Genomic DNA, 15,959 nt, shown 5'->3' on the forward strand with positions numbered 1-15,959 from the left:
CCCGCCGGCGCCATCGGCGGGTCGCAGGGGCTTCGGGCCCGCTTCGGCGCGGATCGGGGAGCACGGCTAGACTGTGGCATTCCCAGGACGACAGGCCCGATCCCCATGAACATCATCGACTCCATCGCCCGCGAAGCGGCCGCCATCGCCGAGGTGCGGCGCGACATCCATGCCCATCCCGAACTGTGCTTTCAGGAGGTACGCACGGCCGACGTGATCGCGGCCAAGCTCACCGAATGGGGCATCCCCATCCACCGCGGCCTGGGCACCACCGGTGTGGTGGGCATCGTGCACGGCCGTGACGGCGGTGCCTGCGGCCGCGCCGTGGGCCTGCGCGCAGACATCGACGCCCTGCCCATGCAGGAGTTCAACACCTTCGCCCATGCGAGCAAGCACCAGGGCCGGATGCACGCCTGCGGCCACGACGGCCACACGGCCATGCTGTTGGCGGCGGCGCAGTATTTCTCCAAGCACCGCGACTTCGACGGCACCGTGTATTTGATCTTCCAGCCGGCGGAAGAGGGCGGCGGCGGCGCGCGCGAGATGATCAAGGACGGCCTGTTTGAGCAGTTCCCCATGCAGGCGGTGTTCGGCATGCACAACTGGCCGGGCATGCCGGCCGGCAGCTTTGCCGTGAGCCCCGGCCCGGTGATGGCGTCAAGCAATGAGTTCAAGATCACCATCCGCGGCAAGGGCAGCCACGGCGCCATGCCGCACATGGGCATCGACCCCGTGCCCGTGGCCTGCCAGATGGTGCAGGCGTTTCAGAACATCATCAGCCGCAACAAGAAGCCCATCGAGGCGGGCGTGATCTCGGTGACGATGATCCACGCCGGCGAGGCCACCAACGTAGTGCCCGACAGCTGCGAGCTGCAGGGCACGGTGCGCACCTTCTCCACCGAGCTGCTGGACATGATCGAGCGCCGCATGCGGCAGGTGGCCGAGCACACCTGCGCCGCGTTCGAGGCGCGTTGTGAGTTCGAGTTCGTGCGTAACTACCCGCCCACCATCAACTCGCCGGCCGAGGCCGAGTTCGCGCGCCAGGTGATGGTGGGCATCGTGGGTGAAGACAAGGTGCTGGCGCAGGAGCCCACCGGCGGCGCGGAGGATTTTTCCTTCATGCTGCAGGCCAAGCCGGGCGCCTACGTGTTCATCGCCAACGGCGACGGCGACCACCGCGCCATGGGGCACGGCGGCGGTCCCTGCACGCTGCACAACCCCAGCTACGACTTCAACGATGCGCTGATTCCGCTGGGCGGCACCTATTGGGTGGAACTGGCGCGCCAATGGCTGGCACAGCCCACGGCCTGAGAGGCTCCGGGTCCCCGTGAGGCGGCATTCACACGGCTGACATGCCCAGGCTCCACCGTTGCGCGGTGGGGCCTTTTTTACATGTCCAAAGGGGGTTTCGATGATCGGTATCCCGCAGGCGTTCGCCGCAAGTTACGCACAGGCGCGGGCCCAATTTGTTGGCGCCGCGGCGGTGGCCGGTCTGGCGCTGCAGCCGCAGGTGCATCCGCTGTGCGGCCCCAACGACGAGACGCTGGCGCTGGACGTGGTGCGGGAGGGGCCGCTTGACGCGCACCGCCTGCTCATCGTGAGCAGCGGCTGCCACGGCGTGGAGGGCCTGTGCGGCAGCGGCGTGCAGGTGTTCGCACTGCAGGATGACGAGTGGCGCGCCAAGGCACGGGCGCAGCGTGTGGCCGTGCTCTACCTGCATGCGCTCAACCCGTACGGCTTCGCCCACCTGCGCCGCGTGACGCACGAAAACGTGGACCTGAATCGCAACTTCGTGGACTTCAGCCAGCCGTTGCCGGCCAACCCCGCCTACAGTGCGCTGCACCCCGTGTTGTTGCCGCCCGAATGGCCGCCCAGCGAGGCCAATACGCAGGCCTTGCTCGGTCTGCTGAATGCGCACGGCTTGCAGGCGCTGCAGGCGGCGATCACCCGCGGGCAGTACCAGCACCCCGACGGCCTGTACTTCGGCGGCACGGCGCCCACCTGGAGCAACTGCACGTTGCGCGCCGTGCTGCGTCGCGAGGGCGCGCGCGCCGAACGCATCGCCTGGGTGGACCTGCACACGGGCCTGGGGCCGAGCGGCCATGGCGAGCGCATCCATGCGGGGCGCGACGAGGCGCAGGCCCTGGCGCGTGCGCGCCGCTGGTGGGACGGGGGTGGCGCCACGCCAGTCACGTCCACCGAAGACGGCTCCTCCACCTCCGCGCCGCTCACGGGGCTGATGTGCCACAGCGCCTATGAAGAGTGCCCGCAGGCGGAAGTCACTGCCCTCACGCTGGAGTTCGGCACGCAGCCCGCGCCCGCCGTGCTGCAGGCGCTGCGGGCGGACCATTGGCTGCACCGGCATCCCGAGGCATCGCCCGCCCTGGCTGCGCGGGTCCATGCCCAGATGCGCGAGGCCTTCTACACCGACACCGACGCCTGGAAGGGCCAGGTGATCAGCCAGGCGCGGCAGGTGCTGTTCCAGGCCGTGGATGGGCTGTGCATGGCGTGATCCTGGGGAGGCTTTAAAAAAGAACGGTCGTTCGTGTTTTGACTACACTGTGCGGCGATACCAACCCTGAACCGGAGACACTCCATGTCCGATCTGAACGCCACCTTCGAGGCCGCCGTGGCCAATTCCAAGAACCTCAGCGAGCGCCCCGACAACCCGACGCTGCTGAAGATCTATGCGTTGTACAAGCAGGCCACCGCCGGCGACAACGCCGAGAAGAAGCCGAGCTTCTCTGACATCGTGGGGCGCGCCAAGTGGGACGCTTGGGAAAAGCTCAAGGGCACGTCCAGCGACGAGGCCAAGCAGCAGTACATCGACTTGATCGAATCCCTGCGCGGCTGAGCGCTGTGGGCCCGCCAGCGTGCGGGCCAACCGTCCCCCAGGCCGCGAAGCCGCAGCAGGCACGCGGGGGCGGGAAACGCGACGTCAGCCTCCGCCGTGGGCCACCCGGGGCGGCTGTGGCGCCAGCGCCTGCAGCGCGGCGGTGCGCTCGGCCTGCGGCGCCTGGGCCAGCGCCCGCACGGCTGCATGAAAGCGCGGCCAGTCGCGCCCCTCGCGCTCGAACAGCGCCATGAACGCGGGCACCCCTTCGTCATAAGCCGCCTGCGCGGCGAAGCTGGCGTTGTTGGCATCGCGCACCCAACGGTCCAGCGTCGCCAGCTGTGCCTCGGGGACGTGTGCGGCCAGCCAGCGCGCGCGCAGCGTGGCATAGGCCGCGCGGAAGTCCTGCATTGCTTCTTTTTTCATAGCTGATAGCGCTTGATGGTCGGGCGCTACAGCCCCATTTGATGCATAAATCTCGGCCAGCCGCTGGCGCGTTGCCTGGGTCAGCGCGCGCCATTGCGCGCGGCGCTCCTCGCTGGCCGCGAACTGGGCGCGGGTGGCCGGGGTGGCGTGCTGCTGCAGCCAGCGCTGCACGCCCAGCCGCTCCACTGCCGTGGCGTAGGATTCGTTGAACGCGGTATCGCCCTCGGCATACGCCACCTGGTGCGCCAATTCGTGCAGCAGCAGCCGCACGAAGTCGCCCTCGGGCCAGCCGATGAAGGTGGACAGCAGCGGGTCGCCTCCCATCCAGTTGCTGTAGCCCAGCGTGGAATACGCGGGTACGCCGTACACGCTGACCTCCAGTCCGGTGGCCGCCAGGCGCGCGGCCTCGGCCCGTGCGCCGGGCTCGTCGAAGTAGCCGCGGTAGCCGATGCAGCCGGTGATCGGAAAGCACCAGCGGTGCAGCGTGAGCGAATAAGGGCCCGCCGCCACCACGTTCCACACGGCAGCCGTGCGGTCCAGGCGCGCATAGCGGCGGTAGCTGGCATTGTCGGGCAGGGCCAGCTCGTCCACCGCGAACGCCCGGGCGCGCTGGGCCAGCTGCAGCCGCTCGCGCAGCGGCGCGGAGGTGTCAGGGTGGGTGATCCACTCCTGCACCGGGCGTGCGGCGTTCATGATCTCCAGGTGCCCGCGCAGGGACTGCCAGTAGTAGCCCAACGTGCCGCCCGACTGGGCGCAGCCGCCTAGCAGCAGCGCGGCTGCCAGCAGCGGCCACGGGCGCCGAGGCGATGGGGTGGATGTGCTCATGGTGGCGGAGGCGGGTGCGGCCAAGCATAGCAAGACGTTCTTGCGCCATGCGACCCAACCCCCACAATGCCCCCATGCTCGAAACCACCGAACCCTCCTCCCCAGACGAAGCCAGTGGCCTGTTCACCGACGAGGGCGGCCATGCGCGCTGCTTCTGGTGCCGCGCCAGCCCACTATACCGGCACTACCACGACCACGAATGGGGCTTCCCGGTGACGGACGAGCGCCGCCTGTTCGAGAAGCTCTGCCTGGAGGGGTTCCAGGCCGGCTTGTCGTGGCTCACCATCCTGAACAAGCGCGAGGCCTTCCGCGCGGCGCTGGCGCAGTTCGAGGCCGAGCCGCTGGCGGACTTCGGCGCTGCCGAGGTGGACCAGCTGATGGGCAACGCCGGTATCGTGCGCCACCGCGGCAAGATCGAGTCGGCCATCAACAATGCGCGCCGCGTGCTGGAGCTGCGCCGCGAGTTCGGGTCGCTGGCGCACTATGTGTGGCGTTATGCGCCCCTGGCCGCGCAGCAGCGGCCCGAGCGCATGACGCTGCCTGCGGTGCGTGCGATGACCACCTCGGCGGCGTCGGTGGCGCTGTCCAAGGATTTGAAGAAGCGTGGGTTCAGCTTCGTGGGTCCGACCACCATGTATGCCTTCATGCAGGCCATGGGGCTGGTCAACGACCACCTGGAGGGCTGCGGCGCACGCGCTGCGGCAGAGGCCGCGCGCGCCGCGTTCACACCCCCCGCGGCGGGCTGATGCGCGCCCCAAAGCCGGCTTAAGGCCTGCTCACGCTATTCGCACTGGCGAAAATAGTGTGAACAGGCCCTAGACCACCGCGTCGGACCGGACCACGATGTGGTCGAACCCCAGATGGTGCAGGCACTCGCGCAGGATCAGCAGCGTGGCCGCGAAGGCGTTGTCCTGCGCAAGGGTGTCCTGCGTGGCAGGGCGCCCCAGGCTGAGGGCGGCCAGGCGGTTGAAGGTGTGCTCCACCGCTTCCAGCGGCAGGCGCAACTCCGGCTGCGCCGGCAGGCCCGCAGCCAGCGCGATCTGGCGTATGCCGCCGTCGGCTGTGTAGAGCGTGGAGCCGGGCGCCAGCAGGTCGCGCACCGGCATCACCGCATCTTCCACCAGCATGATCGCGTGCTCCATCTCGGCCTCCGTGGGCGGCTGGTGGGCAAAGCAGGTGGTGGCCGTCACGCGCGCACCGATGTCCAGCGTGCGCAGCAGCGCGGGCGCGTCTGCGGCGCCGCTCAGCAGCCGCGTGTGCGCGCCACCGATGTGCAGCGTGGTGAGGGCGTCGGCCATGCCCTCGGCGCGCAGGGCCTGGTACAGCGCAGCGGCATCTTCGGGAGACAGTGGCGCGGGCGTCTGGGGCATGGGGCCTTCCGGTAGCGGGAATACGGCGATTGTGCGGCACGGGCGGCGTGCAGCGCCGCCCATGAAAAAGCCCTCCGAAGAGGGCTTGCAGGCTAAGCCGGGCAAAAAGGGGCGATCAGCCGCCCTTGTTGCTGCGCTTGCCGGGGTTTTTCTTGCTGCGCGTGGCCACGCCGCGCTCCAGGCTCACGCGCTGGCCGCGGCCGTGGGTGGTCACTGCCATGCCGGGCATGGGGGTGGGACGGGGAGTGCGCTTGCGGTCGGCTTCGGTGACGATTTTGTTGCCCATGATGGCTCCTGAAATGAAAACGGTGAAAACTCCCTATTAGGCCATAGCCGCGAGCGCCCTTCCAAGGCCTAGGGGTGTGCCAGGCGTGGCGCACGGTTCGCTATCAATAAAGGAGCTGTTGGCGCCTGCCTGTCGGGGATCCGCGGCAATCCGACTGCAGTATTGCCGGCGGAGCGCGCACGGTGCCTGTCAGACGGCGCCTTGCGGGCATGTCGGCGGATGCCCATTGACGGGGTTGCCCACCCCCTCAAGAATGGAAAGCTGTCAAGGAGACCGAGGGACATGCCATGAAGCATCTGCTCCACTCCCTGGAGGCCAGCTTGGCGCTTTCCCCTGTAGGGGTGGCTGTCGAACTACCCGACGGCGCGCGCCTGGGTGACGCCAATGCCGACCTGCGGTTGCGTTTTCGCGACCGCATGGCCGTGGTGGCCCTGGCCATGGGTGAGATCGGCAACGTGGGCGCGGCCATCGTCGAAGGCCGCGTGGCGTTGGAAGGCAGCATGCGCCAGTTGATGACGGCGGCCGCGGCGCTGCTCAAGCTGAACCCCACGCACGAGGGAGCGGCGACTGGGTGGCAGCGCGTGTTGCTGCGTGCGCGTTCGATGGCGGCGCACACCCTGTCCCATGACGCACGCAATATCCAGTTTCACTACGACCTGTCCGACGACTTCTACGCCCTTTGGCTGGACCCGCGGCGCGTCTATTCCTGCGCCTATTACCGCACGCCTGACATGAGCTTGGCACAGGCACAGGAGGCCAAGCTGGACCACATCTGCCGCAAGCTCCTGCTGCGTCCCGGCGACCGCTTCCTGGACATTGGCGCCGGCTGGGGCGGGCTGCTGCTGTGGGCAGCGCAGGAGTATGGTGTGGACGCCACGGGCATCACGCTGTCGCGCAACCAGCATGCGCATGTGCAGCGGCTCATCGAGGAGCGCGGCCTGCAGGGTCGGGTGCGCATGCAGTTGCTGGATTACCGTGAACTGCAGGTGGAGCAGCCGTTCGACAAGATTGCCTCGGTCGGCATGTTCGAACATGTGGGCCGTTCGCAGATGGAGCGGTACTTCGCCACCGTGCACCGTCTGCTGCGCCCGGGCGGCCTGCTGCTCAACCACGGCATCACGTCGGGCGGGCTGGACAACCCCCGGCTGGGCGCCGGCTTGGGCGATTTCATCGAGCGCTACATCTTCCCCGGCGGCGAACTTCTGCATGTGAGCACGGTGCTGCACGACATGGCACGGGCCGGGCTGGAGATGGTGGACACCGAGAACCTGCGTCCGCACTACGCCCGCACGCTGTGGGCCTGGTCGGATGCGCTGGAGGCCCGTCAGGACGAGGCGCGCAGCGTGCTGGTCGCGCAGCACGGCAAGGAACGCGGCGAGAAGGCGCTGCGCGCCTACCGGCTGTACCTGGCGGGCTGCGCCCTGGCCTTCGAGCGCGGCTGGACCGCGCTGCACCAGATGCTGGCCGTGCGGCCCACGGGCCACGTGGAAGATGGCGTGCTCAAGGGTGCGCAGTCCGACTATCCTTTCAGCCGCGCCTACATGTACGAAGGCCCTGCGGCCACCCACTGATCCTTTGTCCTGGAACTTCGATGCTTTTCAAATTCAAATCCCGCGCCACCGCCGACGTCATCATGCTGGAGCCCAATGGCAAACAGCTGCTGGAGATCATCGGCAAGTCGCCGAATGAGCCGCACGGCATCATCACTGCCGCGCAGATTCCTGCCGCCATCCGCGCGCTGGAAGAGGCGGTAGCGGTTGAAGAGGCCGCTGCAGCGGCCACCGCCCCGGACGAGGACGATCAGACCGAGGAAGAGGCCCCTCGCGGCGACGGCGTGCGCCTGCGCCAGCGCGCGGCGCCTTTCATCGACATGCTGCGCCGCAGCGCCGCCGAGGATTGCGACGTGGTCTGGTGACGCGCAGCGCGCCCCGGCGGGCGCGCGCATCCTCTCTTCAATCCACCTTCGCGCCGGACGCCTTCACCACCTGCGCCCACTTGCGGTGCTCGCGGTCGATCAGGCTGGCAAATTCGGCGCTCGTATTGCCGCCGGGAATCGCTCCCTGGGACAGCAGTCGCTCCTTGACGGCAGGGGTGGCCAGCGCCTTGGCCACCTCCTGCTGGACGCGCTGGACGATGTCGGCCGGCGTACCCGCGGGCGCCAGCAGTCCGAACCATGAACTGGCTTCGAAGCCCTTGAGCGCGGGGCCGCCGGCCTCTTCCACCGTGGGGACGTCGGGCAGGGCGGTGGAGCGTTTCGCGCTGGTGACCGCCAGCGCCTTGAGCTTGCCGCCCTTGATATGGGCCATGGAGGAGGGCAGGTTGTCGAACATCACGTCCATGTTGCCGCCCACCATGTCCAGCAGCGCGGGCGCAGATCCGCGGTAGGGCATGTGCAGCATGTAGGTGCCCGTCATGCTCTTGAACAGCTCGCCGGCCAGGTGGATCGAGGTGCCGTTGCCGCTGGACGCCATGTTGAGCTTGCCCGGGTTGGCTTGGGCATAGCGGATGAAGTCCTGCACAGTGTTGATGCCCAGGCTGCGCGCCTTCTCGGTGTTCATGACCATCACGTTGGGCACCGACGCGACAAGCGTGACGGGCGCGAAGTCCTTGATCGGGTCGTAGGGCAACTGCTTGTACAGCGCGCGGTTGATGCCATGCGTGCCCACGGTGCCCATCAGCAGCGTGTATCCGTCAGGGGCGGACCTTGCCACCAGTTCGGCACCGATGTTGCCTCCCGCGCCGCCGCGGTTGTCCACGATGAACTGCTGGCCAAAGGCCTTGCCCAGCTCGGGCGCAATGGCGCGCGCCAGGATATCGGTGGTACCCCCGGCGGCGAACGGCACCACGATGCGGACCGGCTTGGCCGGCCATGGGCTGGCTTGGGCATACGCGGCGCCCGTGGCGCCCAGGCCCAATGCAAGAAGCGCCCCGATGGCGTGCAGGGCCTGGCGGCGCGGTGGGGTGCGGCGTGGGGTGGATGTGTGCGGCATGCGGTCTTTCCAAAAAGCGTGAAAGAAGGCTTCGGTTGTAGGCGCCGCAGCCGCGCAGGGGCAGCAGGATTACCCGCAGTTCCCATGAAAAAACGCCCGGTGCGCGGGCACCGGGCGTTGGCAGGAAAGGCGGGCAGACGGACGCGCCCGCCGCGCTGGCGCAGATCAGTCGGCGTAAGTGCCGGCTGCCTTGATCACCATGCCCCACTTTTCGATTTCGGACTGCACGAACTTCTTGTGTTCGGCCGGCAGCACGCGCTTGTCGGCCACCACCACGGCGCCCAGGCCTTCCTGCTTCTTGATAAAGTCAGGATCCTTCACGGCCACTTGCAGCGCTTCGTTGATGCGCGTCAGCACGGCGGCGGGCGTGCCCTTGGGGGCATACAGGCCATGCCAGACGGAGACGTTGAAGTCTTTCAGGCCGCTTTCCTGCAGCGTCGGCAAGTCCTTGAGCGACGGCATCGTCAGGCGCTGGTTGGTGGTCACGGCAAAGGCCTTGACCTTCTTGCCCTCGATCTGCGTCGTGGTGTTGGTGGTCTGGTCGCACATCAGGTCGATCTGGCCGCCAATCAGGTCGGTGATGGCGGGCGCCGCGCCCTTGTAGGCCACGGGCGTCATGTGCGACTGCAGCGCGTGCTGGAACATCAGGCCGCACAGATGGCCGGCCGAGCCCAGGCCGGAGTGGCCCAGGTTCACCTTTTCCTTGTTCTGCGCAATCCAGGTGGCCAATTCCTTGTAGTTCTTGGCCTCCAGCGTCGGGCGCGAGATGATGGTCATGGGCACGTCGTTGACGATGCCCAGGAACTCGAAGTCGTTCAACACGTTGAACGACAGCTTGCGGTACAGCGTGGGGATGGTGGCCATGCCGATGTGGTTCAGCAGCAGGGTGTAGCCGTCCGGCTGTGCACGGGCCACCTTGGCTGCGCCAATGGTGCTGCCTGCACCGGCGGCGTTTTCGACGACGACCGTGGCACCGCCCAGGGGCTTGCGCAGGGCCTCTGCCAGGTCACGGGCCACGCGGTCGGTGGGGCCGCCGGCCGAGAAGGGCACGACGATGGTGATGTTCTTGTCCTTGACCGGATAGGCCTGGGCGGATGCGCCGAATGCAGCCAGGATGGCGGCCGCTCCCACGGCGATCTTGAATGTCGTTCTCATGATGCTCCTTGGAAAAGAGGCGCAATCATAGAGAGGAATGGCGTGCCGGACATCAAGGAAACCCCCGAGTCCGCACCGCCTGACAAATGGGTGACGTTTGACCCCAGGGGGTTGACGCGGCTGCGGTGCGGCTTGTGTGCCGCGCACGACGCCGTGGCGACGGACGGCGCCGGCCGGCCGCCCCGCGGGGCATCAGCGGTAGCTGCGCGCGTCTTCGATGACCTTGCCGTCGTTGGGCAGGCTGCCGGGAGGCACCATCTGCACGTCGCCGCGCAGCTTGGTCACTTCGCGCAGCGCTTCGGCCAGTTGCTGGGCCATGCCTGCGGCGGTTTCGGTGGTCTCCACCTGCAGCACCATCTGGTCGTTGGCCATCTCGCCGCTGACCACCAGCCGCGCGCGCTGCACCTGGGGGAAGCGCTTGACCACGCTGGCAATCTGGCCGGGGTGCACGAACATGCCGCGCACTTTGGTGGTCTGGTCCGCGCGGCCCATCCAGCCCTTGATGCGGGTGTTGGTGCGGCCCGTGGGGCACTGGCCCGGCAGTACGGCCGACAGGTCGCCGGTGCCGAAGCGGATCAGCGGGTAGTCGGGGTTCAGCGTGGTGATGACCAGCTCGCCCACTTCGCCCTCGGGCACCGGGTCGCCGGTGCCCGGGCGCACGATCTCGACGATCACGCCCTCGTCCAGCACCAGGCCTTCGCGCGCGCTGGTCTCATAGGCGATCAGGCCCAGGTCTGCCGTGGCGTAGCACTGGTAGCCCGTCACGCCGCGCGCGGCCAGCCAGTCGCGCAGCGAGGGCGGGAAGGCCTCGCCCGAGACCAGCGCCTTGGTCACGCTGGGCAGCGCCACGCCGTGTTCGTGGGCCTTGTCGAGGATGATCTTCAGGAAGCTGGGCGTGCCGATGTAGCCGGCCGGGCGCAGTTCGGCCATGGCCTGCACCTGCTGCTCGGTCTGCCCCGTGCCGCCTGGAAAGACCGTGCAGCCCAGCGCGTGGGCGCCGGTCTCCATCATCGAGCCGGCAGGCACGAAGTGGTAGCTGAAGCTGTTGTGGATCAGCTCGCCGGGGCGAAACCCCGCGGCATACATGGCGCGTGCCATGCGCCAGTAGTCCGGCCGCGCGCCCTCGGGCTCATAGATGGTGCCGGGGCTGGCGAACACGCGGGGCATGTGACGCCCGAATCCCAGGGCGCTGAAGCCGCCGAACGCATTCTGGCCGCGCTGCGCCTGCTGGCGCTCCAGCAGTTCGTACTTGCGCGTGACGGGCAGGCGGGCCAGCGCGGCGCGGTCGGTGATGGTGGTGGCGTCCACGCCCGCCAGGATGCCGGCGAAGGCGGGGCTGGCCTGCTGGGCGTGGGCGATCTGCCGGGGCAGGGCCGCCATGAGGGCGGCTTCGCGCTCGGCGGGGGCGCGGGTTTCCAGGGCGTCGTAGAACATGCTCATGCCTGGGTCTCCTGTCGTTGGGAGGGGTTTAGGGCAAAATCGGCCTCCAGCGCTTGCCTATCAAGCGCTAGCAGCTATTAATTTGAGAGTAATTAGGCCAGCCAGCGCTTGCGGCGCTTGTAGCTCTTGACGTCCTTGAAGCTCTTGCGCTCGCCACCGCCGACGCCCAGGTAGAACTCTTTCACGTCTTCGTTGCTGGCCAGGTCCTGCGCGGCGCCGTCCATGACGATGCGGCCGCTTTCCATGATGTAGCCGTAGTCCGCGTACTTCAGCGCCATGTTGGTGTTCTGCTCGGCCAGCAGGAAGGTCGTGCCTTCCTTGGCGTTGAGATCCTTCACGATGTTGAACACCTCTTCCACGATCTGCGGCGCCAGGCCCATGGAGGGCTCGTCCAGCAGCACGATGCTGGGGTTGCTCATGATGGCTCGGCCGATCGCGCACATCTGCTGCTCCCCGCCCGAGGTGTAGGCCGCCTGGCTGGTGCGGCGCGTCTTCAGGCGCGGGAAGTAGTTGTAGACCTTCTCCAGGTTGGCGGCGATCTCGCCCTTGTCGGTGCGCGTGTAGCTGCCGGTGAGCAGGTTCTCCTCGATGGTCAGGTGGGCGAAGCAGTGGCGCCCTTCCATGACCTGCACCACGCCGCGCTTGACCAGGTCGGCGGGCGAGAGGTTCTGGATCTGCTCGCCGCGCAGCTCGATGCTGCCCTTGGTAACCTCGCCGCGCTCGCCCTTGAGCAGGTTGGAGATCGCGCGCAGCGTGGTCGTCTTGCCCGCGCCGTTGCCGCCCAGCAGGGCGACGATGCCCTTCTCGGGCAGTTGCAGCGACACGCCCTTGAGCACCAGGATCACATGGTTGTAGATGACCTCGATGCCATTGACGCTGAGAACGATGTTTCTGGACTCCATAGCCTTGCCCTTGTAGTGGTGCCAATCGGCAGGGCTGTCGCCACAGCCCTCTCGATTGGCGGCTGCCCTGCGCAGCCGCTTGAACCTGGCGCAACCCGCGCCAGCGGGCGCCGTGGAACGGGTCTTGCCCGACCACCGGCGCCATCCCCCTTCCCGACGAGAAGGACGATGGCGCGCAGCGCCTCAGGGGACGTCCTTAGGACTGGCAGTCGCCCGCTTCGCGGCGGGACATCTTCTTGTCGGCGAGGTACTTGTCCGCGCCGGCTTTGACCATAGGCTTGATGACCTGCTCATCGGCTTGGTACCAGTCGGACGAGAACTTCCACTGCTTGCCGTCCCAGGTGTGCACGCGGGCCCAGGTGGACCCCATGTGGTCCGCGCAGCTGGTGGACAGCGGGCGCATCAGGTCGGTGAAGCCCAGCGCGTCCAGTTTTTTCTGGTCCAGCGCCAGGTTTTCCATGCCCCAACGCACCTGCTCGCCGGTCATGACCTTGCCCTTGCCGAAGCGCTCCTGCGCGCGGCGCACGGCCTCCACGCCCAGCATCTGGATGATCACGCCGCGCGTGTACAGCACCGAGCCCACTTCGTCCTTGGGGCCCGTGCCCTGGTTGGCGCCATGCACGTGCTTGAGGATGTCCTGCATGACCTTGGACTGCGTGCCATGGCCGTTGAGCGCCAGCGCGTGGTAGCCCTTGGCGCCATCGCCCACGTCGCGCACGTCCGGCTCGGCACCGGCCCACCACACACCGTACATCTTGTCGCGCGGGTAGCCCGTGGCCTGGGCTTCCTTCAGGGCGGTGGAGTTCATCACCCCCCAGCCCCACAGCAGCACGTAGTCGGGGCGGCTCTGGCGCACCTGCAGCCAGGTGGCCTTCTGCTCCACGCCGGGCGCGGTCACGGGCAGCATCTGCAGCTCGAAGCCGTGCATCTTGGAGCGCTCCTGCAGCAGCGGGATCGGCTCCTTGCCGAAGGGGCTGTCGTGGTAGACCAGTGCGATCTTCTTGCCCTTGAGCTTGTCCAGGCCGCCGGCGCTCTTGCCGATGTGCTGGATCAGGATGTCGGCGCCGGTCCAGTAGCTGCCCATGTAGGGGAAGTTCCACTTGAAGGCCATGCCGTCTTGCGCGACCGACAGGCCATAGCCCAGCGTCATCAGCGGGATCTTGTCCACGGGCGCCTTCTCGGTCAGCGCGAAGGTGATGCCGGTGGCCTGCGGGTCGAACAGCGTCACGCCGGGGCGGCTCTTCAGACGCTCGTAGCACTCCACGCCGCGGTCGGTGGCGTAGCCGGTCTCGCACTCTTCCCAGGTCAGCTTCACGCCGTTCACGCCGCCGTCGCGCGCGTTGATCATCTTGATGTAGTCCTGCTTGCCGTTGGCCCATGGCACGCCGTTCGGGGCGTAGGGGCCCGTGCGGTACGACAGCAGGGGGAAGAACTGTTCCTTGGCCTGGGCGGCGGCGCCGCCTGCAAAGCCGGCCAGGGTGCAGGCCACCGTGGCGGCCGCAGCGAGTCGGGTGAATTTCATGGTCTTGTCTCCTTGTGGTTGGATGGAACGTCGCCTGAATTGCGCCGGTCGGCGCGGAACACACCTTGCAATGGCATCAATGGGGGAAGGGCCACACGCGCATCTTCTGCTTGCCGATGGACCACAGCTTGGCCAGGCCGTGGGGCTCCACGATGAGGAACCACACGATCAGCGCGCCGAAGATCATCAGTTCCGCATGCGACACGGCGGCGGTGGAGATGTCCACGCCGAACAGGCCGGCCACCGCGGGCAGGAACTGGTTCAGGAAGATGGGCAGCACCACGATGAAGGCCGCGCCGAAGAACGCGCCCATGATGGATCCCATGCCGCCGATGATGACCATGAACAGCAGGCGGAACGACACCTCGACCGAGAACGCTGCCGGCTCCCACGAACCCAGGTGCACGAAGGCCCACAGCGCGCCCGCCATGCCGACGATGAAGGAGCTGACAGCGAAGGCGCTGAGCTTGGCGTACATAGGGCGGATGCCGATCACCGCGGCGGCCACGTCCATGTCGCGGATGGCCATCCATTCGCGGCCGATGGCGCCGCGCACCAGGTTCTTGGCCAGCAGGGCCACGACTACCAGGAGCGTCAGGCAGAACAGGTACTTCGCCATGGCGCTGTCCAGCGGCATGCCGAAGACCTGCAGGTTGCTGACCGAGACCGAACCCGAGTCGGAATTGTTGGTGAACCACTTGATGCGCAGGAACATCCAGTCGCTGAAGAACTGCGCCGCCAGCGTGGCCACGGCCAGGTACAGCCCTTTCACCCGCAGGCTGGGCAGCCCGAACAGGATGCCGAAGAACGTGGCGCACAGCCCGCCCAGGATGAGGGCCGGCACCAGCGGCATCCCGGGGAAGCGCACGAAGAAGTTGAAGGCCCCGTAGGCGCCCACCGCCATGAAGGCGCCCGAGCCCAGCGAGATCTGCCCGCAGTAGCCCACGAGGATGTTCACGCCCAGCGCGGCCATGGACATGATGACCAGCGGGATCAGGATGGCGCGGTAGAAGTAGTCCGACGCCATCGCGGGCACCGCCACGAAGGCCACGGCCAACAGCAGCAGGATGGCGATGCGGTCCTGGGTGATGGGAAAGATCTGCTGGTCGGCCTTGTAGGTGGTCTTGAACTGGCCGTTTTCGCGGTAGAACATTATTTACTCCAAATCTTTCAACCAAGGGCGATGATCTTTTGGCTGCGGGCACTGCGTGCCCTCGCAGGAAGACCATCCTTCGCCTGCGGCGAAGAACCCTGCGGGTTGATCGCGTATGTCATACGCGATCGATGATCTTCTCGCCGAACAAACCTTGGGGCCGGAACAGCAGGAACACGAGGGCCAGCACGTAGGCAAACCAGATCTCGATGCCGCCGCCCACGAAGGGGCCCAGGTACACCTCGGAGAGCTTCTCGCCCACGCCGATGATCAGCCCGCCGATGATGGCGCCCGGCACCGAGGTCAGGCCTCCCAGGATCACCACCGGCAGCGCGCGCAGCGCCACCGTGGTCAGCGAGAACTGCACGCCCAGCTTGGAGCCCCAGATCATCCCGGCCACCAGTGCCACGACACCGGCGACACACCACACGATGACCCAGATGTGGTTGAGCGGGATGCCGATGGACTGCGCCGCCTGGTGGTCGTCGGCCACGGCGCGCAATGCGCGGCCGGTCTTGGTCTTTTGAAAGAAGATGCTCAGCACCACCACCAGGGCGGCGGCAATGCCTGCGGCAATCACGTCTTCCTTGTTCACGAGCACGCCGCCCTCGAACACGGTGTCCAGCAGGAACACCGGGTCCTTGGGCATGCCGATGTCGATCTTGTAGATGTCGCTGCCGAAGAAGGTCTGGCCCAGGCCTTCCAGGAAGTAGGTGATGCCCAGCGTGGCCATGAGCAGCGTGGCGCCTTCCTGGTTCACGAGGTGGCGCAGCACCAGGCGCTCGATGAACCAGGCCACTGCGAACATGCACAGGCCCGCGATCAGGAAGGCGGCCAGATTGGCCACGATGGGGTTGCTGATGCCGGTCCACTCCGGGATCCACTCGGCAAAGCGCGCCATGGCCAGGGCCGCGAACAGCACCATGGCACCCTGCGCGAAGTTGAAGACGCCCGAGGCCTTGAAGATCAGCACGAAGCCGAGTGCCACCAGCGCGTAGAGCATGCCGGCCATCAGGCCGCCGATCAGGGTTTCGAGAAAGAATGCCATTTGCTTGCC

General features: G+C 67.3%; 16 protein-coding genes. 6 read left to right on the forward strand and 10 right to left on the reverse strand.

Annotated features, from left to right (window positions below; translation table 11 throughout):
- Positions 1–105: 105 nt before the first annotated feature.
- The 3 genes from AC1PPL_RS06630 to AC1PPL_RS06640 all read left to right on the forward strand — a co-directional run bounded on the left by AC1PPL_RS06630 (position 106) and on the right by AC1PPL_RS06640 (position 2,854).
- Positions 106–1,311: a M20 aminoacylase family protein gene (locus AC1PPL_RS06630; protein ID WP_011803913.1), complete on the forward strand. Its 1,206-nt coding sequence runs from the start codon at positions 106–108 to the stop codon at positions 1,309–1,311.
- Positions 1,312–1,411: 100 nt separating this feature from the next.
- Positions 1,412–2,512 carry a M14 family metallopeptidase gene (locus tag AC1PPL_RS06635; RefSeq protein ID WP_479972931.1) on the forward strand — a complete coding sequence of 367 codons (1,101 nt, stop codon included), beginning with the start codon at positions 1,412–1,414 and terminating at the stop codon, positions 2,510–2,512.
- An 84-nt stretch (positions 2,513–2,596) separates the two neighbouring features.
- Positions 2,597–2,854 carry an acyl-CoA-binding protein gene (locus AC1PPL_RS06640; RefSeq protein ID WP_088887754.1) on the forward strand — a complete coding sequence of 86 codons (258 nt, stop codon included), beginning with the start codon at positions 2,597–2,599 and terminating at the stop codon, positions 2,852–2,854.
- 84 nt (positions 2,855–2,938) lie between these two features.
- Here AC1PPL_RS06640 and AC1PPL_RS06645 read toward each other — a convergent pair whose 3' ends face one another.
- On the reverse strand, positions 2,939–4,084 hold the full coding sequence (locus AC1PPL_RS06645; RefSeq protein ID WP_103738180.1) for an aminopeptidase: 1,146 nt from the start codon (positions 4,082–4,084) through the stop codon (positions 2,939–2,941).
- A 74-nt stretch (positions 4,085–4,158) separates the two neighbouring features.
- On the opposite strand from AC1PPL_RS06645, the gene AC1PPL_RS06650 reads away from it, so the two are divergent.
- Positions 4,159–4,830, forward strand: a complete 672-nt coding sequence (locus tag AC1PPL_RS06650; protein ID WP_287803556.1) for a DNA-3-methyladenine glycosylase I — start codon at positions 4,159–4,161, stop codon at positions 4,828–4,830.
- Positions 4,831–4,899: 69 nt separating this feature from the next.
- Here the strand turns inward: AC1PPL_RS06650 and AC1PPL_RS06655 are convergent, their stop codons facing one another.
- Both AC1PPL_RS06655 and AC1PPL_RS06660 read right to left on the reverse strand, forming a co-directional pair.
- Entirely contained in the window at positions 4,900–5,454 is a 555-nt protein-coding gene (locus AC1PPL_RS06655; protein WP_252101857.1) for a hypothetical protein, read from the reverse strand.
- Between the two features lie 115 nt (positions 5,455–5,569).
- Positions 5,570–5,740: a hypothetical protein gene (locus tag AC1PPL_RS06660; protein WP_012655490.1), complete on the reverse strand. Its 171-nt coding sequence runs from the start codon at positions 5,738–5,740 to the stop codon at positions 5,570–5,572.
- A 287-nt stretch (positions 5,741–6,027) separates the two neighbouring features.
- On the opposite strand from AC1PPL_RS06660, the gene AC1PPL_RS06665 reads away from it, so the two are divergent.
- Both AC1PPL_RS06665 and AC1PPL_RS06670 read left to right on the forward strand, forming a co-directional pair.
- Positions 6,028–7,311 carry a class I SAM-dependent methyltransferase gene (locus AC1PPL_RS06665; protein WP_312793421.1) on the forward strand — a complete coding sequence of 428 codons (1,284 nt, stop codon included), beginning with the start codon at positions 6,028–6,030 and terminating at the stop codon, positions 7,309–7,311.
- Between the two features lie 20 nt (positions 7,312–7,331).
- The gene (locus tag AC1PPL_RS06670; protein ID WP_011803921.1) at positions 7,332–7,655 is read left to right on the forward strand and encodes a DUF1840 domain-containing protein; all 324 of its coding nucleotides are present in this window, start codon (positions 7,332–7,334) and stop codon (positions 7,653–7,655) included.
- Between the two features lie 37 nt (positions 7,656–7,692).
- Here the strand turns inward: AC1PPL_RS06670 and AC1PPL_RS06675 are convergent, their stop codons facing one another.
- The 7 genes from AC1PPL_RS06675 to AC1PPL_RS06705 form a co-directional block, all read right to left on the reverse strand.
- Positions 7,693–8,730, reverse strand: coding sequence for a Bug family tripartite tricarboxylate transporter substrate binding protein (locus AC1PPL_RS06675; protein WP_012655492.1), 1,038 nt, complete (start codon positions 8,728–8,730; stop codon positions 7,693–7,695).
- Between the two features lie 165 nt (positions 8,731–8,895).
- Positions 8,896–9,885, reverse strand: coding sequence for a tripartite tricarboxylate transporter substrate-binding protein (locus tag AC1PPL_RS06680; RefSeq protein WP_011803923.1), 990 nt, complete (start codon positions 9,883–9,885; stop codon positions 8,896–8,898).
- 192 nt (positions 9,886–10,077) lie between these two features.
- Positions 10,078–11,325 (reverse strand): phenylacetate--CoA ligase family protein, encoded by a 1,248-nt coding sequence (locus AC1PPL_RS06685; protein ID WP_012655494.1) that lies wholly within the window; start codon positions 11,323–11,325, stop codon positions 10,078–10,080.
- A gap of 92 nt (positions 11,326–11,417) precedes the next feature.
- Positions 11,418–12,227: an ABC transporter ATP-binding protein gene (locus tag AC1PPL_RS06690; RefSeq protein ID WP_287803545.1), complete on the reverse strand. Its 810-nt coding sequence runs from the start codon at positions 12,225–12,227 to the stop codon at positions 11,418–11,420.
- A gap of 196 nt (positions 12,228–12,423) precedes the next feature.
- On the reverse strand, positions 12,424–13,749 hold the full coding sequence (locus tag AC1PPL_RS06695) for an ABC transporter substrate-binding protein (RefSeq protein WP_287741391.1): 1,326 nt from the start codon (positions 13,747–13,749) through the stop codon (positions 12,424–12,426).
- Positions 13,750–13,825: 76 nt separating this feature from the next.
- The gene (locus tag AC1PPL_RS06700) at positions 13,826–14,902 is read right to left on the reverse strand and encodes a branched-chain amino acid ABC transporter permease (protein WP_012655497.1); all 1,077 of its coding nucleotides are present in this window, start codon (positions 14,900–14,902) and stop codon (positions 13,826–13,828) included.
- A 118-nt stretch (positions 14,903–15,020) separates the two neighbouring features.
- Complete coding sequence (locus tag AC1PPL_RS06705; RefSeq protein ID WP_012655498.1) at positions 15,021–15,950, reverse strand: branched-chain amino acid ABC transporter permease; 930 nt, start codon at positions 15,948–15,950, stop codon at positions 15,021–15,023.
- Positions 15,951–15,959 lie beyond the last annotated feature (9 nt).

The organism is Diaphorobacter sp. B2A2W2 (assembly GCF_056730635.1).

Coding starts and splice junctions, on each gene's coding strand:
- AC1PPL_RS06630 (WP_011803913.1), top strand. CDS start 106: ATGAACATCATCGACTCCATCGCCCGCGAAGCGGCCGCCATCGCCGAG.
- AC1PPL_RS06635 (WP_479972931.1), top strand. CDS start 1,412: ATGATCGGTATCCCGCAGGCGTTCGCCGCAAGTTACGCACAGGCGCGG.
- AC1PPL_RS06640 (WP_088887754.1), top strand. CDS start 2,597: ATGTCCGATCTGAACGCCACCTTCGAGGCCGCCGTGGCCAATTCCAAG.
- AC1PPL_RS06645 (WP_103738180.1), bottom strand. CDS start 4,084: ATGAGCACATCCACCCCATCGCCTCGGCGCCCGTGGCCGCTGCTGGCA.
- AC1PPL_RS06650 (WP_287803556.1), top strand. CDS start 4,159: ATGCTCGAAACCACCGAACCCTCCTCCCCAGACGAAGCCAGTGGCCTG.
- AC1PPL_RS06655 (WP_252101857.1), bottom strand. CDS start 5,454: ATGCCCCAGACGCCCGCGCCACTGTCTCCCGAAGATGCCGCTGCGCTG.
- AC1PPL_RS06660 (WP_012655490.1), bottom strand. CDS start 5,740: ATGGGCAACAAAATCGTCACCGAAGCCGACCGCAAGCGCACTCCCCGT.
- AC1PPL_RS06665 (WP_312793421.1), top strand. CDS start 6,028: ATGAAGCATCTGCTCCACTCCCTGGAGGCCAGCTTGGCGCTTTCCCCT.
- AC1PPL_RS06670 (WP_011803921.1), top strand. CDS start 7,332: ATGCTTTTCAAATTCAAATCCCGCGCCACCGCCGACGTCATCATGCTG.
- AC1PPL_RS06675 (WP_012655492.1), bottom strand. CDS start 8,730: ATGCCGCACACATCCACCCCACGCCGCACCCCACCGCGCCGCCAGGCC.
- AC1PPL_RS06680 (WP_011803923.1), bottom strand. CDS start 9,885: ATGAGAACGACATTCAAGATCGCCGTGGGAGCGGCCGCCATCCTGGCT.
- AC1PPL_RS06685 (WP_012655494.1), bottom strand. CDS start 11,325: ATGAGCATGTTCTACGACGCCCTGGAAACCCGCGCCCCCGCCGAGCGC.
- AC1PPL_RS06690 (WP_287803545.1), bottom strand. CDS start 12,227: ATGGAGTCCAGAAACATCGTTCTCAGCGTCAATGGCATCGAGGTCATC.
- AC1PPL_RS06695 (WP_287741391.1), bottom strand. CDS start 13,749: ATGAAATTCACCCGACTCGCTGCGGCCGCCACGGTGGCCTGCACCCTG.
- AC1PPL_RS06700 (WP_012655497.1), bottom strand. CDS start 14,902: ATGTTCTACCGCGAAAACGGCCAGTTCAAGACCACCTACAAGGCCGAC.
- AC1PPL_RS06705 (WP_012655498.1), bottom strand. CDS start 15,950: ATGGCATTCTTTCTCGAAACCCTGATCGGCGGCCTGATGGCCGGCATG.